The 24984-nt window shown below is 62.2% G+C and carries 28 protein-coding genes; 2 read left to right on the forward strand and 26 right to left on the reverse strand.

The window, feature by feature from the left end; translation table 11 throughout:
* The 3 genes from TU80_RS23390 to TU80_RS23400 form a co-directional block, all read right to left on the reverse strand.
* On the reverse strand, positions 1-340 hold a 340-nt coding region (locus tag TU80_RS23390), incomplete at its 3' end, for a substrate-binding domain-containing protein (protein ID WP_156422913.1).
* A gap of 38 nt (positions 341-378) precedes the next feature.
* Positions 379-1200 carry an SDR family oxidoreductase gene (locus TU80_RS23395; RefSeq protein ID WP_046382383.1) on the reverse strand — a complete coding sequence of 274 codons (822 nt, stop codon included), beginning with the start codon at positions 1198-1200 and terminating at the stop codon, positions 379-381.
* Between the two features lie 154 nt (positions 1201-1354).
* Positions 1355-1834 (reverse strand): GNAT family N-acetyltransferase, encoded by a 480-nt coding sequence (locus TU80_RS23400; protein WP_057005494.1) that lies wholly within the window; start codon positions 1832-1834, stop codon positions 1355-1357.
* A gap of 190 nt (positions 1835-2024) precedes the next feature.
* Here TU80_RS23400 and TU80_RS23405 point away from each other — a divergent pair, with 190 nt between their 5' ends.
* Positions 2025-3221, forward strand: coding sequence for an MFS transporter (locus tag TU80_RS23405; protein WP_057005495.1), 1197 nt, complete (start codon positions 2025-2027; stop codon positions 3219-3221).
* Between the two features lie 90 nt (positions 3222-3311).
* Here TU80_RS23405 and TU80_RS23410 read toward each other — a convergent pair whose 3' ends face one another.
* The 20 genes from TU80_RS23410 to TU80_RS23505 all read right to left on the reverse strand — a co-directional run bounded on the left by TU80_RS23410 (position 3312) and on the right by TU80_RS23505 (position 20937).
* Complete coding sequence (locus TU80_RS23410; RefSeq protein ID WP_057005496.1) at positions 3312-4229, reverse strand: PfkB family carbohydrate kinase; 918 nt, start codon at positions 4227-4229, stop codon at positions 3312-3314.
* Positions 4222-5688 carry a purine-cytosine permease family protein gene (locus tag TU80_RS23415; RefSeq protein ID WP_046489304.1) on the reverse strand — a complete coding sequence of 489 codons (1467 nt, stop codon included), beginning with the start codon at positions 5686-5688 and terminating at the stop codon, positions 4222-4224. The genes TU80_RS23410 and TU80_RS23415 overlap by 8 nt, the downstream gene beginning before the upstream one ends.
* 68 nt (positions 5689-5756) lie before the next feature.
* Positions 5757-6788: an ADP-ribosylglycohydrolase family protein gene (locus TU80_RS23420; protein ID WP_046382377.1), complete on the reverse strand. Its 1032-nt coding sequence runs from the start codon at positions 6786-6788 to the stop codon at positions 5757-5759.
* The gene (locus TU80_RS23425; RefSeq protein ID WP_046382376.1) at positions 6785-7498 is read right to left on the reverse strand and encodes a GntR family transcriptional regulator; all 714 of its coding nucleotides are present in this window, start codon (positions 7496-7498) and stop codon (positions 6785-6787) included. The genes TU80_RS23420 and TU80_RS23425 overlap by 4 nt, the downstream gene beginning before the upstream one ends.
* Before the next feature lie 70 nt (positions 7499-7568).
* The gene (locus tag TU80_RS23430) at positions 7569-8129 is read right to left on the reverse strand and encodes a DUF1285 domain-containing protein (protein WP_046382375.1); all 561 of its coding nucleotides are present in this window, start codon (positions 8127-8129) and stop codon (positions 7569-7571) included.
* 16 nt (positions 8130-8145) lie between these two features.
* Positions 8146-8751, reverse strand: coding sequence for a DUF4823 domain-containing protein (locus tag TU80_RS23435; protein WP_046382374.1), 606 nt, complete (start codon positions 8749-8751; stop codon positions 8146-8148).
* Between the two features lie 184 nt (positions 8752-8935).
* Complete coding sequence (locus tag TU80_RS23440) at positions 8936-9904, reverse strand: GTP 3',8-cyclase MoaA (RefSeq protein ID WP_046382373.1); 969 nt, start codon at positions 9902-9904, stop codon at positions 8936-8938.
* A 114-nt stretch (positions 9905-10018) separates the two neighbouring features.
* Positions 10019-10687 carry a TetR/AcrR family transcriptional regulator gene (locus TU80_RS23445; RefSeq protein ID WP_046382372.1) on the reverse strand — a complete coding sequence of 223 codons (669 nt, stop codon included), beginning with the start codon at positions 10685-10687 and terminating at the stop codon, positions 10019-10021.
* Between the two features lie 445 nt (positions 10688-11132).
* Positions 11133-11918: a TatD family hydrolase gene (locus TU80_RS23450; RefSeq protein WP_046382371.1), complete on the reverse strand. Its 786-nt coding sequence runs from the start codon at positions 11916-11918 to the stop codon at positions 11133-11135.
* 63 nt (positions 11919-11981) lie between these two features.
* Positions 11982-12971, reverse strand: coding sequence for a DNA polymerase III subunit delta' (locus tag TU80_RS23455; RefSeq protein WP_046382370.1), 990 nt, complete (start codon positions 12969-12971; stop codon positions 11982-11984).
* Positions 12964-13596, reverse strand: coding sequence for a dTMP kinase (gene tmk / locus TU80_RS23460; protein ID WP_046382369.1), 633 nt, complete (start codon positions 13594-13596; stop codon positions 12964-12966). The genes TU80_RS23455 and tmk overlap by 8 nt, the downstream gene beginning before the upstream one ends.
* Before the next feature lie 19 nt (positions 13597-13615).
* Positions 13616-14746, reverse strand: coding sequence for an endolytic transglycosylase MltG (gene mltG, locus TU80_RS23465; RefSeq protein ID WP_046382368.1), 1131 nt, complete (start codon positions 14744-14746; stop codon positions 13616-13618).
* A 1-nt stretch (position 14747) separates the two neighbouring features.
* A complete protein-coding gene (pabC, locus tag TU80_RS23470; RefSeq protein WP_057005497.1) occupies positions 14748-15563 on the reverse strand; it encodes an aminodeoxychorismate lyase in 816 nt (271 codons plus the stop codon).
* A complete protein-coding gene (gene fabF / locus TU80_RS23475; RefSeq protein ID WP_046382366.1) occupies positions 15563-16807 on the reverse strand; it encodes a beta-ketoacyl-ACP synthase II in 1245 nt (414 codons plus the stop codon). Before fabF ends, pabC begins: the two co-directional genes overlap by 1 nt.
* Positions 16808-16933: 126 nt before the next feature.
* The gene (acpP, locus tag TU80_RS23480) at positions 16934-17170 is read right to left on the reverse strand and encodes an acyl carrier protein (RefSeq protein WP_003175607.1); all 237 of its coding nucleotides are present in this window, start codon (positions 17168-17170) and stop codon (positions 16934-16936) included.
* A 192-nt stretch (positions 17171-17362) separates the two neighbouring features.
* Positions 17363-18106: a 3-oxoacyl-ACP reductase FabG gene (fabG, locus tag TU80_RS23485; RefSeq protein ID WP_046382365.1), complete on the reverse strand. Its 744-nt coding sequence runs from the start codon at positions 18104-18106 to the stop codon at positions 17363-17365.
* A gap of 24 nt (positions 18107-18130) precedes the next feature.
* On the reverse strand, positions 18131-19069 hold the full coding sequence (fabD, locus tag TU80_RS23490) for an ACP S-malonyltransferase (protein WP_046489281.1): 939 nt from the start codon (positions 19067-19069) through the stop codon (positions 18131-18133).
* 126 nt (positions 19070-19195) lie between these two features.
* Entirely contained in the window at positions 19196-20206 is a 1011-nt protein-coding gene (plsX, locus tag TU80_RS23495) for a phosphate acyltransferase PlsX (RefSeq protein WP_079444532.1), read from the reverse strand.
* A gap of 4 nt (positions 20207-20210) precedes the next feature.
* Positions 20211-20393 carry a 50S ribosomal protein L32 gene (rpmF, locus tag TU80_RS23500; protein WP_008152339.1) on the reverse strand — a complete coding sequence of 61 codons (183 nt, stop codon included), beginning with the start codon at positions 20391-20393 and terminating at the stop codon, positions 20211-20213.
* A gap of 13 nt (positions 20394-20406) precedes the next feature.
* Positions 20407-20937, reverse strand: a complete 531-nt coding sequence (locus TU80_RS23505) for a YceD family protein (protein ID WP_027607804.1) — start codon at positions 20935-20937, stop codon at positions 20407-20409.
* Between the two features lie 105 nt (positions 20938-21042).
* Here TU80_RS23505 and TU80_RS23510 point away from each other — a divergent pair, with 105 nt between their 5' ends.
* Complete coding sequence (locus TU80_RS23510; RefSeq protein ID WP_057005499.1) at positions 21043-21621, forward strand: Maf family protein; 579 nt, start codon at positions 21043-21045, stop codon at positions 21619-21621.
* A 130-nt stretch (positions 21622-21751) separates the two neighbouring features.
* Here TU80_RS23510 and sppA read toward each other — a convergent pair whose 3' ends face one another.
* From sppA to rluC, 3 genes are read right to left on the reverse strand one after another with little or no spacing between them, the layout of a single operon-like run.
* On the reverse strand, positions 21752-22735 hold the full coding sequence (gene sppA, locus TU80_RS23515; RefSeq protein WP_057005500.1) for a signal peptide peptidase SppA: 984 nt from the start codon (positions 22733-22735) through the stop codon (positions 21752-21754).
* A 21-nt stretch (positions 22736-22756) separates the two neighbouring features.
* Positions 22757-23419, reverse strand: coding sequence for an HAD-IA family hydrolase (locus TU80_RS23520; protein ID WP_046489270.1), 663 nt, complete (start codon positions 23417-23419; stop codon positions 22757-22759).
* Complete coding sequence (rluC, locus tag TU80_RS23525; protein WP_046382359.1) at positions 23406-24365, reverse strand: 23S rRNA pseudouridine(955/2504/2580) synthase RluC; 960 nt, start codon at positions 24363-24365, stop codon at positions 23406-23408. The genes TU80_RS23520 and rluC overlap by 14 nt, the downstream gene beginning before the upstream one ends.
* Positions 24366-24984 lie beyond the last annotated feature (619 nt).

Genomic DNA, 24984 nt, shown 5'->3' on the forward strand with positions numbered 1-24984 from the left:
GATCATCCACGGCCATGACTTTCAAGCCGTTGACCTTGGCCTTGGCGACAATGGCCGGGCCGAGGGACACGTCCGGCGGGCAGATCACAAAGCCCTTGGCGCCGTTGGCGGCCAGGCTGTCGATGGCCGAGAGGGTCTTCTCGCCGTCGGGCACGGCGATCTTGATCACAGTGAAACCATGTTCCTTGCCGGCTTTTTCGGCGAAGGCCCATTCGGTCTGGAACCAGGGTTCTTCGGCTTGTTTGACCAGGAAGCCGATTTTTACGGGTTCGGCAACGGCCAGGCTGCTGAAGCCGCTTAACGCAATGGCGGCGGCGAGTACGCGGAGTGTTTTTTTCATGAACGGCACCTCTTGTTGTTATTGGAGAGTGACAAGTTCTAGTCGTGGTACATCACCGACCGTCCGCCATCGATCATCAGGCAGGTGGCGTTGATAAAGGGCGCCTCATCGGTGGCCAGAAACAGCGCGCTCATCGCCACCTCCACAGGCTGGCCGATGCGCTTGGGCGGGTGCAGGTCGAACGCGCGCTGGCGCTCGGCGTGGGGGTCGGGGAAAGTGTTCCAGTAGTCGACGTTGAGTTGGGTTTCGATATAACCCGGGGCGATGGCATTTACGCGGATGCCCTTGGGCGCGTATTCGATGCCGAGGGCGCGGGTCAGGCCGAGCAGGCCGTGTTTGGCGACGGGGTAGGGAAAACAACCGGGAATGATGTGGCTGGAATGGGTCGAGGCGATGTTGATGATGTTGCCGATGCCCTGCTCGATCATGTGCGGCAACACCGTGCGGCAGCCATACCAGGCGCCGTCGAGGTCGATGGCGAAGCAGCGCCGCCAGTCTTCGTCGGTCATCTGCAACGGGTCGCGGAACACGTTGACCCCGGCGCAGTTGACCAGCACATCGACACGGCCGAAGCGCTCGATGGCCAGGTTGACCAGCGCCTGCCATTGCGCCTGGGACGTGATGTCGACCGGTTGCGCGTAGATCTCGGCGCCGCGTTCGCGCCAGTGGGCGGCGACTTGCTCGACCTTTTCGCCCTGGATATCGGCGATCACCAAACGTGCCTGCTGCGCCTGGAAGCAGGCCACGATCGCCTCGCCAATGCCTTGGGCCGCGCCGGTGACGATCACCACCTTGTGCTTGAGCCGCTCGCCATAAGTCGGTTCGGGCACGGCGGGGAGTGACAGAGGTTGTGCCTGCATCGCTTCACCTGTTTTATTTTTGGTAGTGAGTGCTGATGCAGCCGACTATAAACCCAGACCTTGAAATATCTCAATATATAAATTTACATCCCATATAGTGAGAATACATATAAAAAAACCGGCGTCGGGACGCCGGTTTTCACCGGGTACTTGATCAGCCCTGGGCGAAATCCCGCAGCGCATCGCCCTCCATGCGGTAGCGCACCCACTCTTCCTGGGGCTGGGCGCCGATGGATTTGTAGAAAGCAATCGCCGGTTCGTTCCAATCCAGCACGCTCCATTCGAACCGCCCGCAACCGTTGTCGCAGGCGATCTTCGCCAGGTGGCGCAGCAACTTCTTGCCGGCCCCGCCGCCGCGTTGCTCGGGGTTGATGTAGAGGTCTTCGAGGTACAGGCAGTTGCTGCCCAGCCAGGTGGAATAGCTGAAAAAGAACACCGCGAAGCCGATGGGCAAACCGTCGCGCAGGCAGATCAGCCCATGGGCGGTGGCGCCCTCGCTGAACAGGCTGCGCTCGATATCCGCCACACTGGCGATCACTTCATGACGGGCTTTTTCAAACTCGGCAAGCTCGGTGATGAAAGTCAGGATCTGCGCAGCATCGCTGGGCACGGCGGGGCGAATCTCGATGGTCATGGGCGCGCCTTGGGCAAATTCAAAGGCCACATACTAAGACGGTTTGATGACAGATTGCAGTGCAATTTCGGGATCGCCAGGCCACCTTACTCCGTTGCGGGCTAAAGCAAGCACCAGCAACCACAGAACAATCCGCCCTGACGCGCATGGTAGAACGTGGTCATAACTCCAATGATTCCAAGGCGTGCTCATGAACTCCACACCTCCGGTGGGCGGAAAACTATTCGTCCTGTTTTGCCTGGCCAGCTTCCTGTTGTCCTTGTCCTACGGCTCGACGTTTCTGCTGTCGTTGCTGATTCACTCGCGCGGTGGGAATGAGCATGACGCCGGCAGTGTGATTTCCACGGCGATGCTCAGTACCTTCGTCGCGGTAGTGCTCTCCGGGCATTTGGCCGATGCAGTGGGCGCGGCACGGGCGATTGCGGGAATGGGCGTGTTGCTGGTGGTGGCCTGCCTCGGTTTTGCCCTGACGCCGGGGTTTGGCCAAGGCTTGATGCTGTTCGGGCTGGCCCTCGGCTTGGGTTGGGGGGTGTTCTACACGCTGGGCCCGATCATCGTGACCTTGCTGGTCGAGCCCAGGCAGCGGGCCAAGTACTTTGCGCTGCTGTCGGGCAGCATGTTGAGCGGGATCGGTTCCGGGCCCTTGCTCGGACGAGCCACCAGTGCGCTGGACCTGCCCCTGACGACCGCCTTCTATATCGCTGGGGCGGCCAGCCTCGTTGGGGTGCTGATGTTCTGGCGACTGGGCGCACAACTCAAGCACCATGCGAATGCGCCGACGTCGAGGATTTCCCTGGCCGCCAGCCGCCGGGTGCTGTCGTCCAGGGCGGCGTTCGCCATCCTCATGGTCGGCCTGGGCGGTTGCGTGTTTGGCGGGCTTTCATCGTTCCAGACCAGCTACGCGGCCGCGCATGGGTTGGATTATTCGCTGTTCTTCGCGGGGTTCCTGAGCGCCGCGATCACCAGCCGTCTGTTGATCGCCGGCTTCGTGGTCAAGCGTGATGCCTACCGGGCCGCCTGTGTGTTGTCCGGGATCATGCTCGGCTCGATTGCACTGTTTGCTTTTGGTGTGAGCGGTAACCTCAGCTACCTGCTGGCGGCTGCCACGCTGGGGGTGGGTTACGGCCTGACGTATTCGGTGATCAATGGGCTGGTCGCCCACGAAGCGCCGTCCGGCACGACGTCCCAGGCGTTGCTGCTGTTCAGCCTGGCGTATTTTGTCGGCGTCTTCGGGTTTCCCTGGCTGGCGGGCAGGATCATCGTCGACTACGGCCTGTCGACATTGATGATGGGCGTACTGGCCATCGCTGCACTGAACTGGATGATCACCGTGGCACGCCTGATAGCGCGCCAGCTCTCGGCGCACAAAACCTTACAGGTGTCCTGATAGCGCTCGTCGGCATCCAGGCGCGATCATCGACAACGGCGCCGACCCGCACATCGATAGCCAGGCGAACACCGCTCAAAATGCGGGGGCTTATCCAGCGAGGAATGCGTCGACTTCCGCGGCGTCGGGAGCAGTCGCCGGCCCCCAGCGCGTCACCGCCAGGGCTGCCGCCGCATTGGCACGGCACGCCGCGTCGAGCGGTTTCAAACCATTGGCCAAACCGGCGATGAACACGCCGGCGTGGGCATCTCCCGCGCCATTGCTGTCGACCGCCTGCACCTTGAAGCCGGGCACAGGCTCAAGCGCATTCGCCCGCCCGACCCAGCAACCGTTCGGCCCATCGCGCACCACCCGCAGTGTGTCGGCGGGCAGATACCGGTTGAGCTTGATCAGCGCCTCGGCCATATCCGCCGCGCCGGTGAATGCCAGGGCTTCCGGGCCGTTGCTGGTCCAGATGTCGATACGCGGCAGCAGCGCGCGCATCAACGCCGAGTCGGGCGCCTTGACCAGCGGGCCCGGGTCGAACACCACCGTAATCGCCCGTGGCAGCGCCAGTAGCCAGTCGATCAGCGCCTGGGCCTTGCCGTCGAGAAGCAGGCTGTAGCCACTCACGTACACGTAGTCATCGGCACGTGGCGCGACGTTGGCCAAGTCCTCGGCGCTCAGCTCGCCCTCGGCGCCCAGATGGGAGATGAAGGTGCGCTCGCTGCTGGCTTCAGTCAGCGCCACGCACAGGCCGGTGTCCTTGCCGACACTGGCGGGCAGCGCGATGTCGATGCCTTCGGCGTGCATCGCCGCACGGGCCAGGTCGCCGAAACGGCCGCTGCCGTGGCGCCCCAGGTAGACCACCGGCAGCCCGTTGCGCCGCGCCGCCGCCATCACATTAAAACCGCCGCCGGCTTCGAAACGGGCCGATTGTGCCAGCACGTCGCCGCCGCTCGCCGGCAATTGATCGAGGGCCATGACCAGGTCGACGATGACCTGGCCGGTGTGCAGCAACCTAGGCATTGGCACGCTCGACCAATGCCGGACGCCGGTCAGCCGCGCCGCCGAGCAACGCATATATCCCGCCGGCCACCACGAAAGTCACGATCCAGCCCAGGCCGTTGTGGCCCAGCCAGGAATCGGACAACGGCCCGGCGAACCAGATGTTGTCGGCGGTGGTGCCGATGGTAGTGAAACTGAACCCCAGCCCGATCGCCACGGCCCACGCCCCCAACGCGCGCCATTCCACGCCGCCGCGATACCAGTAGGCGCTGCTTGGGCTGACGTTCAGCAGGTCGTCGGGGCTGTAGTAATGACGGTGAATCAGGTCGACCACGAAGATCCCCACCCACGCGGTGATCGGCACCGCCAGCAACGAGATGAAGGTGATGAACGGGCCGTAGAAACTGTCGGCGATCAGCATGAAGTAGATCGAACCGGCGAAGATCGCCACGATATCGACGATCACCGCGTACACGCGCTTGACCTTCAAACCGAGGGTCAAGGTAGTGAGGCCGGCCGAATACACCGACAGGTTATTCGACAGCAACAGCCCGCCAAACGCGGTGATCAGGTACGGCACGGCCATCCAGGTGGGCAGCATGTCGCGGATCGCGACGATCGGGTCGGTCGCCGCCGCCAGGTCGTTGTTGCCCACCGACAGCAGGCCGCCGAGGGTGATCAGCAGCACCAGTGGAATGCCCGCGCCAAACGCGGCAGACGCCACCAGGCGCACGGCCGTGACGCTGCGGTGTTGGTAGCGCGACATGTCGGCGCCGGCGTTGGCCCAGCCGATCCCGGTGCCGGCGGCCATGGTGCCGATGCCGATGAGCATCGCGCTCAAGGGCGCCGGGGTGGCGTTGAACACTGCGCTCCAGTCGATGGTGGCGCAGAGGAAGCCGCCGACCAGGAGATTCAAGGCGCCGAATACGTAGGTCGCCCACTTCTGGATCACCAGCAAAGTCGCATGGCCCAGGCCGGAAACGGCCAGGGTCAGCAGTACGAAAATGGCGATGAACAGCAGCGTCAGCAGCGGCGCACTTTTCGCCGCGACCGGGGTGTGGAACAGCAGCGTACACAACGACAGCAGCACGAACGCAGCAGTGGTGGTGTTGACGGTCTCCCAACCGAGCCGCGACATCAGCGACACCAACGTCGGCCCGATATTGCCGCGCACGCCGAAGATGGCGCGGGACAGCGTCAGACTCGGCGCACGCCCGCGCCGCCCGGCGATCGAGATAATGCCCACCACCGCGAAGGAGCCGGCGGCACCGAGGATGGCGACGATGACCGCCTGCCAGATGGCCAGGCCGCGAAATGCAACCAGGGTGGCGCCCAGCGGCAACCCCAGGATGCTGATGTTCGCGGCGAACCACACCCAGAACAGTTGCAGCGGATGGCCGTGGCACTCGCCTTCGGGGACCGGTTCGATGCCGCGCGTTTCCAAGCGCCCGGCGCTTGGGCCGGAAGTGGACGTACTCATGTGCGGGTGCTCCTGGTGCCGGTATTGTTAGGGTTGTGGCAAATTCGCAAATCGCAATGTTGACTCGGTCAGTGCGCGAGCGCGCTGGCCTGTAGCGCCTGGCGCAAGCTGAGCAGCCCTTCAACCAACGGCTGCAACGCCAGCCCGTTGACCCGCTGGACCTGTTCGATCATCGCCGCCGGCCAGCATTGCATCCCCAGGCACGCGCCCAGCATCGCGCCGAGGATCGCGGCGATGGTGTCGGTGTCGCCGCCCAGGCTGGCGGCCACGCACAAGGCCTCGAAGGCGTTCATCTCGCCCACCGCCACTTGCTGCGCGAGGGCGAACGAGACCACCACCGATTCCTGGGAAGCGACCGAGGTGCCAATCAATTCATAGAGCAAGTCGGCGAACAGCGCCTTGTCGCCACTGGCGACGCTCAAGGTCCGCGCCCAACCGATGCGCGTGGCAATACGGCCGCCGGCCACCCAGTGTCCATGGCGTTCGGCCTGCTGGGCGATCTGGCTGCCGATGTTCAGCGCTGCGCCCAGGTCCGCGCCGTTGATCCCGGCCGAGACCACTGCCGCCACTGCCGCGGCACTGGAGATGCCGAGGCTGGTGTTGTGGGTCACCTGGCACGCCTGGATCACCGCACGGATGAACGGCGCGGGGTCGCTGACATCGGCGGCAATCCCCACCGGCGCGATACGCATCGCCGCGCCGTTGGTGGTGCCGTAGCGCCCGGACTCTTCAGGCGTATGCCCGGCGAGGATCATGTCGATGGCGCGCTTGGTCGACGGGCCCAGCAGGTCCTGGGAGCCTTTGGCGCGCATTCGCGCTTCCCAGTCGATCAGGCGTCGCGCAAGTACGCTCGGCTCGATCGTGCCCTGGCCTTCCACCAGCAACTCGCCGACGAGGATCGCCTGCTCGGTGTCATCGGTGATGGAGCCGGCGGGCATGTTCGGTGCGATGGGTTGGTCGGCGTCGGCATCTTCCAGGCCGGTGATGGCACCGAAGCGCGCCCGGACCTGCTCGCGGCTCAAAGACTGGGTGGGCATGCCCAAGGCATCGCCCAACGCCAGACCGTAGAAGGCACCGAGGGCACGATTGTGCGCGCTCATTTCGTCGCGCCAAACTGCAAGTGCAGACGAAAATGCAGCGGGTCGAGCAGACTCTCCACGTATTCCATGAAGCGTTCGCGCCGGTCGTAAGTGGTGCGCGACGCCTTGAGAAACACCGTGCCCACCGGGCGCTCGAGCAGCTCGGCGTCTTCATCGGTCAGAGGCTCGGCGCCGATCCATTGATCGCCTTCGGCGCCGACGTAACCGTAGGCGGCCAGGGTGATGGTCAGGGAGTTGTCGATCAGCCCGACCCGGGGCAAGCCTTCCAGGCCTCCGGAGGCCGGCATCAGCGAGCGCTCCAAAGACACGGCGCGGCCATCGGCGGCGCGGCGGCGACGGTCGAGGGCGATGAATTGGTCGCTGCCGAAGCGGCTGAACAGGTCCGGGCGGGTCACGGCTTCGAAGCGCAGGATGTCGGTGCTGACCAGGGCGCCGGTGTCGGCCAGGGCCTGGGCCCAGCCATTGCGTTGGTCGAGCACCATGCCGTCATAGGTGACGATGGAGCCGACGCCGCCCTGGGTGGCGATGTAGTTGCGGCGCTTGAGCTCGGCCAGGGCTTCGCGCAGCGTGCCGCGACTGACCGCAAACTCTTCGGCCAGTTGATGCTCACCCGGCAGCAGGAAACCGTCGGCCATCACCCCACCTTCGATACGGCGGATGAGTTCGTCGACGACGCGTTTTTTCTTATCGAATCGGACATGTCTAATCATGTACAAATTGATAACCGATAGCAGCCGTTTGCAGCAAGCGAATTATTTCAGGGAGAGGAAAAAAACCTGCTCAGGGCTCCAGGCCAATCGGGAAGAACGTCCCGCTGCTCCACACGCCGAGCCAGTTCTGACCGTCGATCGGACGGCTCACCGCCAGCTCGACCAATTGGTAGAACACATTGCGATGCACCAGGGCTTCGAGGTTGGCGCGCACCCGCAGATAGGGCGAAGGCTCCTCGGTGTCGGGGTCGATCACCACCCGCAGCGGGTGTTCAAGATCGGCCTCGACCTGCTCGTCGACTTGCGTGGTGAAGCGCAACCGCTGGCTTTCGCCCTGCCCTTCGACTTCCAGGGTGACCGCGACAAACGGCGCATCCTCGACGGTGATGCCGACCTTTTCCACGGGGGTGACCAGAAAGTACTCATCGCCATCGCGGCGGATGATGTTGGAGAACAACTTGACCATCGGCTTGCGCCCGATCGGCGTGCCCTGGTAATACCAGGTGCCGTCGCGGGCAATGTGCATGTCGATGTTGCCGCAGAAGTCCGGGTTCCACAGATGCACCGGCGCCGGCCCCTTGCCCTTGGGCAGTTGGGCCAATAGATCATTGGCCTTGGCGGAATCGGTCATGGGCTTCTCCTCTGGCTTACTGATCGCTCATGCCCAGCAGGCCTCGGGCGTACTGCGCCAGCGGGCGGGCGATCAGATCTTGGGGCGTATTGTCGTGGAACGTCAGTAAACCGCCACGACTGCGAATCCGTGCAGTATCAATCAAATACTGGGTGCTGGTCTCGATCAACATGATCTGGATAACGCCGCTGTCCAGGCCGACACGGTCGAGGGCCTGCTGATCGGTCCACTCATCGGCGTTGCCGATGCGGTCATCCGCCTTGGCGAAGCGGCAGTACAGCAAGTAGTGAGCGCCGGCCGCACGGGCTTCGGCCATGGCTTGTTCGAGGCTTTCGGGCTGGCGGGCGCGGCGCACCATGGGGAAGTATTCGACGAAGCCGTTGAAGGCTTCTTCGGCGACCACGTTCGGGCGCGGATAGGCGCTGCCGGGCGGCACGAAGGCGCCCTGGGCGATGAAGACAAAGGAGTCCGGCTGCACGCGAATCGACGCGGAGCGCCGGGTGTCGCTGTGGTCCAGCAACCCGGCGTCGCTCATCTGATAACGGGTGCCTTCGGCCATATCGCTGACGGTCATGCAACCACTCAGCGTCAACGACGCCAGCAACAAAACCAGACTACGCATCCTAATCCTCCAGAAGCCGGTGACGGAAAACCGGCGAATGGGCATGAGATGCAGAATCCGCGCCATTTGGGGAGGGGGCTTGCTCCCGATTGCGGCGAGTCGGTCAGATTATCTGGGACTGACACATTGCAATCGGGGGCAAGCCCCCTCCCACACTGGATTGTGCGCAATCTTGAAAACCGGGTTAGCCGCCGATGATTTTCATGATGGTCGCACCACCGGAGAACGCCACTTCCTGTTTGTCGCCCAAGGCCTTCATCAGCAAGCCTTGCAAGGCCGGCAGCGCCTGGTGGCGCGGTTTATCCAGCAGGTCGCCGACATAGTGACGATTGCTCGACGACAGGCAGCCATGCAACCAACCGGTGGACGACAGCCGCAACCGTGAACAGGTGCGGCAGAACGGCACGCTTTCGTTGGCGATCACCCCAAAGAAACCCTTGCCCGGCACTTCGTAGCGCACCGCCGTGGCGTCCACGGGAGCGTTGGCTTGCAGGTATTCGTGGTGTTCGCCGATCAGGCTCAGCAGTTGCTGAAGGCTGACGAATTGCTGCAGGAAGGCATTGGAGTCCTTGGCCAGGTGGCCCATTCGCATCAGTTCGATAAAGCGCAGCTCATAGCCCCGTTCCAGGCAATAGTCGAGCAGCGGCATCACCTGATCGAGGTTCTGGCCGCGCAACGGCACCATATTCACCTTGATCTTGATCCCGGCCGCGCGCGCCTGGTCCATGCCATCGAGCACCGTGGCCAGGTCGCCGCCACGGGCGATGCTGCGAAAGGCCTCGGCGTTCAGCGTGTCGAGGGACACGTTGATGCGCCGAATGCCGGCGTCCACCAGCAGCGGCAGTTTGCGCGCCAGCAGTTGGCCGTTGGTGGTCAGGCTGATCTCACTGAGGCCCATCCCGCCCACGGCGCCCATGAAGGCTTCCAGCTTGGGGCTGACCAACGGCTCACCACCGGTGATGCGCAGGCGCTCGATACCGGCGGCTTCGATCAGGTAAGCCACGCCACGGGCCATGGCCTCGGCCGAGAGTTCGTCCTGGGCAGCCACCAGCCGCTTGCCGTTAGGCACGCAATAGGTACACGCGTAATTGCAGGCTGAGGTCAGGCTGATCCGCAAATTGCGAAAACGCCTGCCTTGACGATCAACGATCATGGATCACTCCGGCAGAGGATAATTCAGACGCAGCAAAAGCTGACTCATAAATCAGCTTTTAGCAATAGCCTTACCTGAGTATATTCCTGGGTTACTGCACCTGGCAGCAAATCATTACGCGGCAGGCGTGCCAGCAGGTGCAGCGTCAACGGGTGGCAGCTCGCTGCTGTGCTTGCGCTTGTTGCCCATACGCACGCCGATGTCCATCAGGAACTGGAAGAAACCTTCCTGATCTTCCAATACATTGCTCCAGAACGGCGAGTGGTACAGCGCCACTGCGCCATGCACCAACGCCCAGGCGGCGCAGTAGTGGAAGTACGGCGGCACGTCTTCCAGCTTGCCTTCGCTGATGCGGCCCTTGATCAGCAGGGTCAGGCGTTCGAAGTTCGAGGCGCGGATCTTGTGCAACTCCTCGACCATTTCCGGCACCTGATGGCCCTTGACCACCTTCTCTTCCAGGCGGTCGAACAGGCGGTAGCGCTGCGGGTCACGCATGCGGAACTCGAAGTAGGCCCGCGACAGGGCTTCCTTGTCCTTGTCCACATCAGCCGAATGCAGCAGCTCGTTCAGGTCGCGCTCGTAGTCGAGCATCAGGCGCAGGTAGATCTCGGCCTTGGACTTGAAGTGCTTGTAGATGGTGCCTTTGCCGATACCTACGGCATCCGCGATCATCTCGACGGTAACGCTGTCTTCACCTTGTTCGAGGAACAACTTGAGGGCGGTGTCGAGAATTTCCTGCTCGCGGCGGCGAAACTCACGGACCTTACGGGGTTCTTTTTGCATGAGGAAAAGGTCTGCAGAGGTCGGTATAGGGAGGGTTGCGCAGGGCCAAGGAGACGTGGCAATACGATTTACCCGGTACGAGGGATTATCCCGACTGAACGTTCGTTGGGCAACGCTTATGTGAACCGCTCACACACATTACTTTCAGCATGCCGACGAATTCATGGCGTTCAGTCAGAAATAATACGTGACGTCTACGCCTGTACATCCGCTCAATGAGAACTCAAGCGAAGCGCGCGTATTCCAAATCTGTTTAAAAAACGACCAGACGCGACTGGACTGAATCGGATACTGATCAATACTTCAACTGTCGGCGCGACATCTCCCCCAAGTGAAGCGTCGACCTGGGTACCGACGGACTGCGTGCCCTTGTTTTACTCCTAATGGTCTTAACCCGGATTCCCCCCCCAGAACCCGGGTTTTTTTTGCCTCGGATTTGGTCGCGTCAACCCGCGACGTGCGCCAGCGGGAACAGGCGCTTGAAGTTCTCGGTGGTCTGTTCGGCAAAGCGTTCGTAGGATTCACCGCGTAGCATCGCCAGGTAATCCGCCACGTCACGCACATACTCCGGCAGGTTCGGCTTGCCGCGATGGGGAATCGGCGCCAGGTACGGCGAGTCGGTTTCCACCAGCAGCCGGTCGGCCGGCACTTGTCGCGCCACGTCACGCAGGGCGTCGGCATTGCGAAAGGTGACGATGCCCGACAGGGAAATGTAGAACCCCAGGTCGAGGGCCGCCTTGGCCATGTCCCAGTCTTCGGTGAAGCAATGCAGCACGCCGGCCTGGGGCAATGCGGCTTCGCGCAGCAGGCTCAGGGTGTCGGCGCGGGCGCCGCGGGTGTGGACGATGACCGGTTTGCCGGTCTGCTCGGCGGCGTGCAGGTGCAGGCGGAACGACGCTTGCTGCAATAGCGCGGCTTCGGGCTCGTAGTGATAGTCCAGGCCGGTTTCACCAATCGCCACCACCCGTGGGTGGTTGAGTTCGCCGAGCAACCAGTCGAGGGCCGGAGCTTCGCCAGGCTTGAGGTCCAGCGGGTGGATACCCACCGAGCAATCCACGTCCGCGTAGCGATCCGCGAGGGCTTTGACGTCGGCCGCATTGTCGGCGCTGACGCCGATGCACAGGAAGTGCCCGACCCCACGCTGGCGGGCCGCTTCCAGGGCGGCGTCGAGGGAACCGCCGTGTTGGGCGAGGTCGAGGCGATCAAGGTGGCAATGGGAATCTACGAGCATAGGAAATGACAACTTCAATCACGGGAAGGATCTGGCCGACGATACACCCGTCGGCCACGGAAATTAACGCCGGCCGAGCAAACCGACCCACTGCACCAGCAGCGCTTCGAGCAACAGCACGCGGTTGAGGTTGGCCTTGCCGAGGACCTTCTGGCGCTGGGCGAGAATCCAGTCCTGGATATTCAGCACCTTGTCCTGTGCGCTTTTCTGCGCGAGGTATTGCACGACCTTGCGCATGTCCGGCAGGCCCAGGCCATTTTCATCCTGGGTCAACTGGTAGCGCAGGATCAGGCTCGACCAGTCGCAGAACCAGTCGAACAGCAGCAGCAAGGGGATATCCTTCCAGGCGGTTTCCGCCAACTGGGTGGCGGACAACTCCTGCTTGAGCAGCTTTTTCACCCCGTCCACCACCAGCGCGCGTTGCTCGCGCACGCCCTGGGCCTGCAGCTTCACGGCGGCCAGGGGGGAGCCGGCGGCCAGGGTCAGCAACTCGACGCGTTCGGCTTCGGAACAGTCCGGCAAAGCCTGTTCCAGCCATTGCAGGCTCATCTCCTCGCTGGGCAATGGGCACGCCTGCTGCACGCAACGGCTGCGAATGGTCGGCAACAAGCGGCTGGACTGGTGGCTGACCAGCAACAGCACGGTATCGCCGGAAGGTTCTTCGAGGCTTTTGAGCAAGGCGTTGGCCGCGTTGATGTTCATCGCCTCCACCGGCTCGATCAGTACGACCTTGCGCCCGCCCATCTGCGCGGTTTGCACCACGAAGCTGACGAGGTCACGCACCTGGTCGACCTTGATCGCCTTGTCCGCTTCCTCGGGTTCCAGCAGGTAGTTGTCCGGGTGGCTGCCGGCCTTGAGCAGCAGGCAGGATTTGCACACGCCGCAGGCTTCCAGGTTGACCGGACGTTGGCACAGCAGGCTGGCCATCAGGCGTTCGGCGAGTGCGCGCTTACCGATACCCGCCGGGCCGTGCAACAAGTAGGCATGAGCGTGCTGGGCACGCCCCGCCAGTTGCTGCCAGAGACTGTCCTGCCAAGGGTAGGCTTCAGCCACGGGCGCGCTCCAGCAATGTGGGTAGCAGCGCATCGATGGCCTGCTGCACCTGGGCCAGCGGCTGGGCGGCGTCCAACAGGTAGTAACGCGCCGGCTCGGCCTTGGCCCGGGCAAGGAATGCGCTGCGCACGGCGTTGAAAAACGCCTGGCCTTCCAGTTCGAAGCGGTCCAGGCGGCCACGCGCACTGGCACGGGCCAGACCGACTTCCACCGGCAGGTCGAACACCAGGGTCAGGTCGGGACGCAAATCGCCCTGGACGAAGGTCTCCAGGGTGGCGATGCGCGCCTGGGACAGGCCGCGGCCACCGCCTTGGTAGGCATAGGTGGAATCGGTGAAACGGTCACAAATCACCACGGCGCCGCGGGCCAGCGCCGGGCGAATCACTTCGGCCAGGTGCTGGGCGCGTGCGGCGAACACCAGCAGCAGCTCGGTGTCCGGGTTCATCTGTTCTTCACCTGGGGCCAGCAGCACTTCACGGATGCGCTCGGCCAATGGCGTACCACCGGGCTCGCGGGTCAGCACCACCTCGACGCCCGCAGCGCGCAAACGCTCGGCCAGGTAATCGCGGTTGGTGCTTTTGCCGGCGCCTTCCGGGCCTTCCAGGGTAATAAACAAGCCAGTCACAGGCAGTCCTTAGTCAGAGTCATTGCGGGCTTTGCGGTGCGGCGGCGTCCGGCGCAGGCTCGGCGGGTGCGTCGGGGGCATCGTTCGTCGGCGCGGGGTCTTCCAACGGCTTCACCTGCGGCGCCGGGCTGGAACGGTAATCGGCGCGACGCTTGAGCTGGAACTCACGCACCGCGGCATTATGTGCATCCAGGTCGTCCGAGAAAATATGACTGCCATCACCCCGGGCAACGAAATACAGGCTGCTGCCCGGCACCGGGTTCAGCGCCGCATGAATCGCCTCGCGGCCGACCATCGCGATGGGTGTCGGCGGGAGCCCGGCAACCATGTAGGTGTTGTAGGGGTTGGCTTCCTTGAGATGGGCACGCGTCAGCTTACCGTTGTAGCGCTCGCCCAGGCCGTAGATCACCGTCGGATCGGTCTGCAGCAGCATGCCGATCTTCATGCGACGCACGAATACCCCGGCGATCTGCCCGCGCTCCTCCGGCACACCGGTCTCTTTCTCCACCAGGGAGGCCATGATCAGCGCTTGGTAGGGGTCGGTGTACGGCGCGTCGGCGGCGCGTTTGCTCCACTCCTGGGCGAGCACGTCGTCCAGGCGGTTGTAGGCTTTCTTGAGGAACTCGACATCCGTCATGCCGCGCACAAAGCGATAGGTATCGGGGAAGAACCGCCCCTCGGGGAAAACCCCTGGGTGGCCGAGCTTGTCCATCACTTCGCTGTCACTCAGGCCGGCAAGGCTCTGCACGATCTTTTCATGCTTGGCCAGCGCCGAGCGCACTTGGCGGAAATTCCAGCCCTCCACCAGGGTCAGGCTGTATTGCACCACTTCGCCACGCTGCCACAGGCCGATCAAGCCTTGGGCGGTGAGGCCGGGAGTGAGGCGGTATTCGCCGCTGTGCAATGGCTGGCCTTCGAGGTTGAAGCGCCAGTACAGACGCAACCAGAAGGCGCCGTCGAGCACACCGTCGGCTTCCAGGCGATTGAAAGTGCCGGTCGGCGTGGCTCCGGCGGGGACGTCGAGCAGTTGCTCCTCGGTCAGGTGCAAGGGCTGCTTGAGGGCTGAGTCGAGCTTCCAGGCCGAAAACCCCAACAGCAACGCCGCCGCGAACAGACCGATCAGCAGCAGTAACAACAGTTTTCGTATCAACTCAAATATCCAATAGCGCGCGAACAATGCCCTGCAGTTTACGGGTGAGCGGCCCAACCGACCAGCTCATCGCAGCACAGCCGCGCACCGGCCAAATGCCATAAACGCTGTTGCAGACAAAAACCTCGTCGGCCGACTGCAACTGCTCAAGGCTGATATCGGCCACGACCACCGGGGTGCCGAGCGCCTGCGCCTGGGCCAGTACCTCGGCACGCATGACGCCGGCCACGCCGCAACGATTCAGATCAGCGGTCAACAACACGCCGTGGCGCACCAGGAACAGGTTGCTGAACACGCCTTCGATGACGCGCCCGGACATATCCAGCATCAAACCTTCGGCATGCTCGGTATCTTGCCACTCGGCGCGCGCGATCACTTGTTCGAGGCGATTGAGGTGCTTGAGACCGGCCAGCAGCGGCTGTTCGGACAAACGGGTGGCGCACGGAAACAGGCGGATACCGTCGTTGCCATGGGCCTGGGGATAAGCAGCAGGCGCACTGCCCTGCAGGATACGGCGCACCGGGGCGCCGGGGTTGATGCCATAACCGCGTAGGCTGTCGCCTCGGGTGAGGATCAATTTGAGTACGCCGTCGCCGAGGGCGCTGGCATAAGCGAGCACTTCGCTGCGGACCAATGCCGGGTCCACAACCAATGCCAACCGCCTGCAACCCTCGGCCAGGCGTTGCAGGTGGCGGTCGAGCAACACCGGTTGCCCGGCCTTGACGGCGATGGTTTCGAACAGGCCATCGCCATACGCCAGGCCACGATCTTTCAGGGGCACGCTGTCCGCTGGCTGACCGTCGACCCAGCTGTGCATTACTCGGCGAACCGGCGGAACACCAGGGAGCCGTTGGTGCCACCGAAACCGAACGAGTTGGACAACACCACGTCGATCGGCATCTTCTGCGCTTCATGAGGCACGAAGTTCAGGTCGCAGCCTTCATCCGGCTCATCGAGGTTGATGGTCGGCGGAGCGACCTGATCCCTGATGGCCAGCACGCTGAAGATCGCTTCGACCGCGCCCGCCGCACCCAACAGGTGGCCGGTCATGGACTTGGTGGAGCTGACCGCCAGCTTGTAGGCGTGCTCGCCGAACACCGACTTGATCGCTTCGGCTTCCGCCAGGTCGCCGGTCGCTGTCGAAGTGCCGTGGGCGTTGATGTACTGCACCAGGTCCGGGCTGATCTTCGCATCGCGCAGGGCGTTGGTGATGCAACGCGCAGCACCGGCGCCGTTGGCCGGTGGCGAAGTCATGTGGTAGGCGTCGCCACTCATGCCAAAGCCGATCAGCTCGGCGTAGATCGTCGCGCCACGCGCCTTGGCGTGTTCCAGCTCTTCCAGCACCAGCGCACCGGCGCCGTCGGCCAGGACGAAACCGTCACGGCCCTTGTCCCACGGACGGCTGGCACGAGCCGGCTCGTCGTTGCGGGTCGACAGCGCACGCGACGCGCCGAAGCCGCCCATGCCCAGGCCGCAGGCCGCCATTTCAGCGCCGCCGGCAATCATCACGTCCGCTTCGTCATAGGCGATATTGCGCGCGGCCATGCCGATGCAATGCGTGCCTGTGGTGCAAGCCGTGGCAATGGCGTAGTTAGGTCCCTGTGCTCCCAGATGGATGGACAGGAAACCGGAAATCATATTGATGATCGAACCCGGCACGAAGAACGGTGAAATTCGACGCGGACCGGACTCGTGCAACGTGCGACTGGTTTCTTCGATATTGGTCAAACCGCCAATACCCGAACCCATGGCCACGCCGATGCGTTCACGGTTGGCGTCGGTGACTTCCAGACCAGCGTCACGCACTGCCTGAAAACCGGCTGCCAGGCCGTATTGAATGAACAGGTCGAGTTTGCGGGACTCTTTGATCGAGAGGTATTGCTCGACATTGAACCCCTTTACCGAGCCGCCAAAACGGGTGGAATAGGCAGAAAGGTCCGTGTGTTCGATCAGACCAATACCACTGCGGCCAGCCAGAATGCCCTGCCAACTGCTCGGCACATCCGTGCCCAGTGGCGACAACATACCCATACCGGTGACTACGACGCGTCTACGCGACACAGCACTCTCCTTTTTCTAATGACGACACTTTGCTTCAGAATCACTTTTCATCAGAGCTAAAGAAAAAACCGCACGCCGTTACAGCAGTGCGGTTTTTCCCTGACAGCAAGCGACGACTACAAACTATTACGCCTGGTGGCTGGTAACGTAGTCGATTGCAGCTTGAACGGTAGTGATTTTTTCAGCTTCTTCGTCCGGGATTTCGGTCTCGAATTCCTCTTCCAGAGCCATCACCAGCTCAACGGTGTCAAGGGAGTCGGCACCCAGGTCTTCAACGAAGGAAGCGGTGTTGACCACTTCTTCTTCTTTAACGCCCAGTTGCTCGGCAACGATTTTCTTGACGCGCTCTTCGATGGTGCTCATACCTTGTTTTCACTCCTAATGGACAAATTCAGGCAGCTGGCCAGTGGGTAAGTGTATAGAAAGCCATTTCAGCTTTTCAACTGAAAGGTTCACCCCGTACCCGGTCGGCCACCCGCGTATAAATTAAGTTGCAGCTTTATAACGGATTTTAGACAGCTCGTATGACATTTTTTTGAAGCGATCCGTCACAATTTAACTCATGTACATCCCGCCGTTAACCGGGATTGTAGCCCCAGTCACGTATGCCGCACCGTCGGATGCCAGGAAAGAGACCACATTCGCGATCTCTTGAGCCTGGCCCAGACGGCCCAGCGGAATCTGCGTCAGCAAGGCTTCACGCTGTGCTTCCGGCAGTTCGCGGGTCATATCGGTGTCGATGAACCCAGGGGCCACCGAGTTGACCGTAATCGACCGCGAGCCGACTTCACGCGCCAGTGCGCGGCTGAAACCTTCCAGACCGGCTTTCGCCGCGGCATAGTTTACTTGGCCTGCGTTGCCCATGGCACCCACTACGGAGCCAATATTGATAATTCGACCCCAACGCGCCTTGGTCATGCCGCGCAAAACGCCCTTGGACAGGCGAAACAGACTGTTCAAGTTGGTGTCGACGACGTCATGCCACTCGTCGTCTTTCATCCGCATCATCAGATTATCGCGGGTGATACCGGCATTATTCACCAGAATCGCCGGCGCGCCGAACTGTGCGGTGATCTCGGCCAGTACGGCAGCCACGGACTCATCGCTGGTCACATTCAGCTCAAGGCCGGTGCCCTGCACGCCGTTTTCCTTCAAGGTCGCGGCGATACGCTCGGCGCCCGCGGCGGAAGTGGCGGTGCCGATCACGACGGCGCCCTGACGGCCCAGTTCCAGGGCGATCGCCTGGCCAATGCCACGGCTTGCGCCGGTAACCAGTGCAACTTTACCTTGCAGACTCATGCAGGCTTCTCCTAAGTTCGGGGTTCAGGCCAGTGCCGCGCGAGCGGCCGCAAAGGCATCCGGGGTATTGAGGTTGGAGGTCGACACGCCGTCGGCGCAGCGCTTGTTCAGGCCGGCCAGGACTTTGCCCGGGCCGCACTCGACCAACTCGGTGGCGCCGTTGGCGGCCAGGGTCTGTACCGATTCAACCCAGCGCACCGGCTTGTAGAGTTGTTCCAGCAGGTCGCGCTTGAGGGTGTCGAGATCCGCGGCAACCGCCGCGCTGACGTTCTGCACCAGCGGGATCTGCGGTGCCTGCCAGTTGATGGCGGCGATGGACTCGGCAAAACGCTCGGCCGCCGGGCGCATCAGCTCGCAGTGCGACGGCACGCTCACCGGCAACGGCAAGGCACGCTTGGCGCCACGGGCCTTGCAGCCTTCGATGGCGCGCTCAACGGCGGCCTTGGCACCGGCAATCACCACCTGGCCCGGCGAGTTGAAGTTCACCGCGCTGACCACTTCGCCCTGGGCCGCTTCGGCACAGGCGGCGATCACCACCGCATCATCCAGGCCGAGAATGGCGGCCATGCCACCCTGCCCGGCCGGAACCGCTTCCTGCATCAACTGGCCACGACGCTCGACCAGCTTGACCGCTTCAGCGAGGGTCAGGCTGCCCGCGGCGACCAGGGCACTGTATTCGCCCAGGCTGTGACCGGCGACGAATGCCGGACGCGCGCCGCCTTCCGCCAGCCACAAGCGCCACAGGGCGATCGAAGCGGTGAGGATGGCCGGCTGGGTTTTATCGGTTTGATTGAGTTGCTCTTCCGGCCCCTGCTGGGTCAGCGCCCACAGGTCGTAACCCAGGGCATCGGAAGCTTCCTTGAAGGTTTCCAGGATCAGCGGATATTGCGCGCCCAGCTCGGCCAACATGCCGAGGGACTGCGAACCCTGCCCTGGAAAGACGAATGCGAGGGATGTAGACATGTAACAAGCCCCTAATGATCTGGTCGTCGGATATAGGCGCTCCTACGATGGGAGCGCACGAAACTGACAGATTGGATGGTCAATTGAACCGGCCGGTCACATTTAAGCATTCCCGGGCCGATTCGCCTAAGGCAACAGATCTTCCAGGCGGCCGTGCAAGCGTCGCGGCAGGTTTTCCTGGATCTCGATCAACGCCCGTGCAATCGCACTCTGAAAGCCTTCCACCCCCGCCGAGCCATGGCTTTTCACCACGATGCCCTGCAAGCCGAGAAAGCTTGCGCCATTATGCCGCGCCGGGGCCAGGTCCTCCTGCAGGCGGCGCATCAGCGGCAACGCCAGGGCGCCGACCAGGCGTGTCGCCAGGTTGCGCTTGAACAAGGCCTCGATCCGCGTGGCAATCATGGTCGCCAGGCCTTCGCTGGATTTAAGCAGGATATTGCCGACAAACCCGTCGCACACCACCACATCCGCCTCGCCGCGATACAAACCGTCGCCTTCGACAAAGCCGATGTAGTTCAACCCCCGCGCACCTTGCAGCAAAGCGGCGGCGAGCTTGACCTGCTGGTTGCCCTTGATGTCTTCGATGCCGATATTCAGCAAGGCCACGCGCGGACGAGCCACACCCAGCGCCTCGGCCGCCACCGAGCCCATCACGGCGAACTGGAACAGATGCTCGGCACTGCAATCGACATTCGCGCCCAGGTCGAGCAACTGGCAATAGCCTGTCTGCGTCGGTATCGCCGCGACTATCGCCGGCCGGTCGATCCCCGGCAAGGTCTTGAGCACATGCCGCGACAACGCCATCAGCGCGCCCGTATTGCCGGCACTGACACAGGCTTGCACCTTGCCATCACGCAACAACTCGAGGGCGACCCGCATTGAAGAGTCGGGCTTGCCACGCAGGGCGACCGCTGGCTTTTCATCCATGCCGATGGCTTCGCTGGCGGGCGTAATCGTCAGGCGCGCGCGATCCACCGCCGGATGGCTGGCAATCAGTTCTTCAAGAAGGGAAGGTTGACCGACGAGGGTCAGGTGCAGCGAGGGCGTAGCAGACAGGCTGGCAATACAAGCCTGAACAATGCTGCGGGGACCGAAGTCCCCGCCCATTGCGTCAATCGCGATGACTTGAGCAGACAAGTGATTACTCGTCAGCGCCCTTGTCGATCACTTTACGGCCACGGTATACGCCTTCTGGCGATACGTGGTGACGCAGGTGAATTTCACCGGTGGTTTTTTCTACAGACAGAGTGCTTGCCGTCAGGGCGTCGTGCGAACGACGCATGTCACGGGCAGAGCGGGATTTTTTGTTCTGCTGAACAGCCATAATTGATTAACTCCTAAACGTTTGGGTCACGCTTTAACTGCGCCAATACACTGAACGGGTTGGACCGCGTTACCTCGTCCTCGCTCGGTTCGGACTCGTCATCGAGGCCCGCCGGCTGCTGGCATTCTTCCGGATGATGAGCAGGCACAATGGGCAAGGCGAGCAAAAGCTCCTCCTCGATCAGTGCATGCAGATCCAAAGGATCTTCGCCCAGTTCCAGCACGTCATAACCTTTCGGCAACGACTGGGTATTCGCACCCTCCTTTACCACAGCGTAACTGCATTCGCTGTGAATCGGCAGGGTGACCAGCTCAAGACAACGCTGGCAAACCATTTTGACCTCGGTGTCGATAAAGCTGTGAATAACCACAGATTTACGTTCATCTCGTTCAAAAACGAATTTGGCCTGCACCGTACCGACAGTGTCGGAAAGCGGGTCGCAGAGTCTCTCCAAATCGGCCAGCAGCAATTCACCTTGAAGGGAAGTGCCACGATCAGCCAATTTGCGCGGGTCAACGTGAGGTGGAATCGGGTCATTCAACATAGGCGCAGCATTATAGGGATGCCCCCAGCCATGTCAAAGGAAATTCAGCCCTGTGCGTCAGCCGGTCGTCCCGCTAGAATCCCCGGTCGCCCTGAGGAGACGCCCATGCTGCCTTTATTACTCGCATCCAGCTCGGTCTATCGCCGGGAATTGCTGAGCCGCCTGCACTTACCGTTCATCTGCAGCTCGCCGGATATCGATGAAAGCCACCGCGCAAATGAGTCAGCCGTCGAACTGGTCAAGCGCCTGGCCGAAGAGAAAGCCCGCGCCCTCGCCGCCCGCCATCCAGGGCACCTGATCATCGGCTCCGATCAGGTCGCCACACTCGAAGGCCGGATCATCGGCAAACCCCACACCTTCGAGAACGCCCGCGAGCAACTGCTGGCGGCCAGCGGCAAGCGTGTCAGCTTCCTCACCGGGCTGACGCTGCTGAACAGCGAGACCGGGCACTGCCAGGTCGACTGCGTGCCGTTCACCGTGCACATGCGCGTGCTGGACGCGGAGCGGGTCGAGCGCTACCTGCGGATCGAGCAGCCCTATGACTGCGCGGGCAGTTTCAAGGCCGAAGGGCTGGGCGTGAGCCTGTTTCAAAGCACCGAAGGCCCGGATGCGACCAGCCTTGTCGGCTTACCGCTGATTCGCCTGGTGGATATGCTGCTGGCCGAGGGCGTGCAAATCCCTTAAACCAGCGCAAAACCAAATGTGGGAGGGGGCTTGCTCCCGATTGCGGTGGGTCAGCTACAGATAAGCTGGCTGATCCACTGCTATCGGGAGCAAGCTCCCTCCCACATTTATCTACGCAGACCTTGGGATCTCAGCGCAGGGTCGGGCCCTGGAAGCCCATGTACAAGGCCAACTTCTCCGCCACGCTGGCGCCGAGCTTCTTGGAGAAACGGTCAAACGGCGACTCCTGAACGGTGAAGTCCACCAGTTCCTTTTCACCAATCACGTCCCGCGCCACCGAACTGGCACTGCCCAGGCCATCGATCAAGCCCAGCGGCAAGGCCTGCTCGCCAGACCAGACCAGCCCGGAGAACAGCTCCGGATGGTCCTTGTCCTTCAGACGATCACCGCGCCCTTGCTTGACGCTGGCAATGAACTGGCGATGAGTGGTGTCGAGCACGCTCTGCCAGAACTGGGTTTCATCGGCCTTTTGCGGCTGGAACGGGTCGAGGAACGCCTTATGCTCGCCCGAGGTGTAGGTGCGACGCTCCACACCGAGCTTCTCCATGGTGCCGACAAAGCCGTAACCGGCCGCCGTGACGCCAATGGAACCCACCAGGCTGGCCTTGTCGGCGTAGATCTGGTCAGCGGCACTGGCGATGTAATACGCACCCGAGGCGCCCAGGTCGGAGATCACCGCGTACAGCTTGATCTGCGGATGCAGCGCGCGCAGGCGGCGAATTTCGTCATACACGTAGCCCGATTGCACCGGGCTGCCGCCTGGGCTGTTGATGCGCAGGATCACGCCCTTGACCTTGGGGTCTTCGAACGCGGTGCGCAGACTGCTGACGATATTGTCGGCGCTGGCGGACTCCTTGTCGGCAATCACCCCGCGCACTTCGATCAAGGCGGTGTAGTTGGGACCACGGGTCGCGGTTTTTTCCATGTCCACCAGCGGGCTGAACAGCACCAGCATGCCGAGCAGGTAAACAAAGGTCAGCAGCTTGAAGAAAATCCCCCAGCGCCGCGAACGACGCTGCTCTTGCACGCTGGCCAGAAGAGTCTTCTCCAGCAGCTTCCAACTCTTGTCGTCACTGCTGTCGGCCTTTTCGGGCGCTTTCCACTCATCACTCATGCCATCTACCCCAGCAAAGACTCAGTGGGCCCGGCTGAGCCAGGCCTGCAATTCAGAAAAATGATCGATCGTCAGCCTGGGCTCGTATGCCTGCAGCGCCTCGGCAGCCTGCGCACCGTAGCTGACCGCCACGCTGTCCATGCCGGCATTGCGTGCCATCATCAGGTCGAAGGACGCGTCGCCGACCATCAACGCCTGGCGTGGCGACACGCCGCAATGGGCGAGGATCTGCTCAAGCATCAGCGGATGGGGCTTGCTGGCGGTTTCGTCCGCTGCGCGGGTAACGTCGAAATAGTCTTCCCAGCCGTGGGCCCTGAGCACCCGGTCCAGGCCGCGGCGGGCCTTGCCAGTGGCGACCGCCAGCTGATAACCCTCGGCGCGGAACGCTTCCAGGGACTGCACCACGCCATCAAACAGCGGCGAAGGCTCGGCCTCCAGCGCAATGTAGTGATCGGCATAATGCTCGCGGAACGCGACCAATTCAGCGTCAGCGATGTGCGGGTACAAGGTGCGAATCGCCTCAGGCAACCCCAGGCCGATAATGCCCTTGACCGCCAGATCGCTACACAGCTCGAAGCCAGAACGCGTCGAGGCCATGTGCATGGCCTCGACGATACGGCCAATGGAGTTGGCCAGCGTGCCGTCCCAATCGAAAATCAGCAGTTTGTAGTCAAGGTGCGGCACTCAAACGCTCCACGGTCTTGGCCCACATCTCATCGACCGGCGCCTGCAATTTCAATTCGCCACCATCGGGCAGCGGTACGGTGAGCATGTAGGCGTGCAGGAACAGGCGTTTGCCGCCCAGGTCGCGAATCTCCTTGGAGAACGCCTCGTCGCCATACTTGGTGTCACCGGCAATGCAGTGGCCCGCATGCAGGGTGTGCACGCGAATCTGGTGAGTGCGCCCGGTGACCGGCTTGGCCTCGACCAGGGTGGCGAAGTCGCCGAAGCGGCGCAGCACCTTGAACAGGGTCAGGGCTTCTTTGCCCTCCTCGTCCACTTCGACCATGCGCTCGCCGGAGCGCAAGTTGCTCTTCTGCAACGGCGCGCGCACGCTCTTGATCGAGCTGGCCCAGTTGCCGCGCACCAGCGCCATGTAGCGCTTGTCCACGCCATCGCCGCGCAGGGCGGTGTGCAGGTGGCGCAACATGCTGCGCTTCTTGGCGATCATGAGCAGGCCGGAGGTGTCGCGGTCGAGGCGATGGACCAGCTCCAGCTCCTTGGCATCCGGACGCAACTGACGAAAGGCTTCGATCACGCCGAAACTCAGGCCGCTGCCGCCGTGAACCGCAATGCCGCAGGGCTTGTTGATCACGATCAGCTTGCTGTCTTCGTAGACAATCGACGCTTCAAGGCGCTGCAACAGACCCTGGGCCAGCGGCACAGGTTCGTCGCGCTCAGGCACGCGCACCGGAGGCACCCGGACGATATCGCCCGCCTGCAGCTTGTACTCGGGCTTGATGCGACCCTTGTTCACGCGCACTTCGCCTTTACGCAAAATGCGGTAGATCAAGGTCTTGGGCACGCCTTTGAGCCTGGCCAGGAGAAAATTGTCGATGCGTTGGCCGGCATATTCCGGCGAGACCTCGAGCAGCTGGACGCTGGGGGTCTGGGGGGCGGTAGTCGTCATGTCGGCGATGATAACAATTTTTTATGGAATTGAAGCACTTAATCATTACTGCTATAGTCGCGAACGCCGCCAAAAGCGGCCTGGACAGAGGACTTGCGGCAAATTGCCGGCCCTGACCTTCGCAATTCATCAGGACGCGAGGCCGTCCTACGGGGCTTTCGTTACCTTGGAAAGCCCGAGATTGTAACAAGCGCAGGTGACATGAGGCCTGAAGCGAGTGCAGAAAGCAGAGTGAATACTCGCATTTTGCGCCGATATTTACGGCCAGTTCACAAAGTGCAGTCAGTCTTGGGACACACCATGGCGAATGCTTCGGAAACAACGCCTGTTAAGAGCCGAGTGAGAGCGCAATCGCCCACACTTGGTCTTGTTTAGCCATGAGCGTGGACTCCCCATTGGAGAACACGGTAAATGCCAACCCGCTGCGGATTCTGCGCGCGGCAGCACCCGAATTATCAGGGATACGTGTAGGGTGGAGATGCACAACCGTCGGACCGTGTAGCACTAGGCTTATATATAGACGCTTCATCTCGTCCACAGTCGCCGGTTGATTCCTCCTCCTGACCTTAGCTTTTGTTGAAGTGGTGCCTTTGTCACCACCGCTAACAAGCAGGACGCG

The sequence above is a fragment of the Pseudomonas veronii genome (genome assembly GCF_001439695.1).
Lineage (GTDB): Bacteria > Pseudomonadota > Gammaproteobacteria > Pseudomonadales > Pseudomonadaceae > Aquipseudomonas > Aquipseudomonas veronii.

Excerpts from the sequence above, each read along its gene's own strand:
- TU80_RS23420 (WP_046382377.1), bottom strand. The coding sequence starts at position 6,788 with ATGAGCGCGCACAATCGTGCCCTCGGTGCCTTCTACGGTCTGGCGTTG.
- TU80_RS23435 (WP_046382374.1), bottom strand. The coding sequence starts at position 8,751 with ATGCGTAGTCTGGTTTTGTTGCTGGCGTCGTTGACGCTGAGTGGTTGC.
- sppA (WP_057005500.1), bottom strand. The coding sequence starts at position 22,735 with ATGAGTGATGAGTGGAAAGCGCCCGAAAAGGCCGACAGCAGTGACGAC.
- TU80_RS23445 (WP_046382372.1), bottom strand. The coding sequence starts at position 10,687 with ATGCAAAAAGAACCCCGTAAGGTCCGTGAGTTTCGCCGCCGCGAGCAG.
- fabD (WP_046489281.1), bottom strand. The coding sequence starts at position 19,069 with ATGTCTACATCCCTCGCATTCGTCTTTCCAGGGCAGGGTTCGCAGTCC.
- TU80_RS23430 (WP_046382375.1), bottom strand. The coding sequence starts at position 8,129 with ATGACCGATTCCGCCAAGGCCAATGATCTATTGGCCCAACTGCCCAAG.
- TU80_RS23505 (WP_027607804.1), bottom strand. The coding sequence starts at position 20,937 with ATGTTGAATGACCCGATTCCACCTCACGTTGACCCGCGCAAATTGGCT.
- pabC (WP_057005497.1), bottom strand. The coding sequence starts at position 15,563 with ATGCACAGCTGGGTCGACGGTCAGCCAGCGGACAGCGTGCCCCTGAAA.
- rpmF (WP_008152339.1), bottom strand. The coding sequence starts at position 20,393 with ATGGCTGTTCAGCAGAACAAAAAATCCCGCTCTGCCCGTGACATGCGT.
- TU80_RS23410 (WP_057005496.1), bottom strand. The coding sequence starts at position 4,229 with ATGCCTAGGTTGCTGCACACCGGCCAGGTCATCGTCGACCTGGTCATG.
- fabG (WP_046382365.1), bottom strand. The coding sequence starts at position 18,106 with ATGAGTCTGCAAGGTAAAGTTGCACTGGTTACCGGCGCAAGCCGTGGC.
- TU80_RS23415 (WP_046489304.1), bottom strand. The coding sequence starts at position 5,688 with ATGAGTACGTCCACTTCCGGCCCAAGCGCCGGGCGCTTGGAAACGCGC.
- TU80_RS23440 (WP_046382373.1), bottom strand. The coding sequence starts at position 9,904 with ATGATCGTTGATCGTCAAGGCAGGCGTTTTCGCAATTTGCGGATCAGC.
- TU80_RS23450 (WP_046382371.1), bottom strand. The coding sequence starts at position 11,918 with ATGCTCGTAGATTCCCATTGCCACCTTGATCGCCTCGACCTCGCCCAA.
- TU80_RS23405 (WP_057005495.1), top strand. The coding sequence starts at position 2,025 with ATGAACTCCACACCTCCGGTGGGCGGAAAACTATTCGTCCTGTTTTGC.
- TU80_RS23510 (WP_057005499.1), top strand. The coding sequence starts at position 21,043 with ATGCTGCCTTTATTACTCGCATCCAGCTCGGTCTATCGCCGGGAATTG.
- TU80_RS23400 (WP_057005494.1), bottom strand. The coding sequence starts at position 1,834 with ATGACCATCGAGATTCGCCCCGCCGTGCCCAGCGATGCTGCGCAGATC.
- TU80_RS23425 (WP_046382376.1), bottom strand. The coding sequence starts at position 7,498 with ATGATTAGACATGTCCGATTCGATAAGAAAAAACGCGTCGTCGACGAA.
- rluC (WP_046382359.1), bottom strand. The coding sequence starts at position 24,365 with ATGACGACTACCGCCCCCCAGACCCCCAGCGTCCAGCTGCTCGAGGTC.
- TU80_RS23395 (WP_046382383.1), bottom strand. The coding sequence starts at position 1,200 with ATGCAGGCACAACCTCTGTCACTCCCCGCCGTGCCCGAACCGACTTAT.
- acpP (WP_003175607.1), bottom strand. The coding sequence starts at position 17,170 with ATGAGCACCATCGAAGAGCGCGTCAAGAAAATCGTTGCCGAGCAACTG.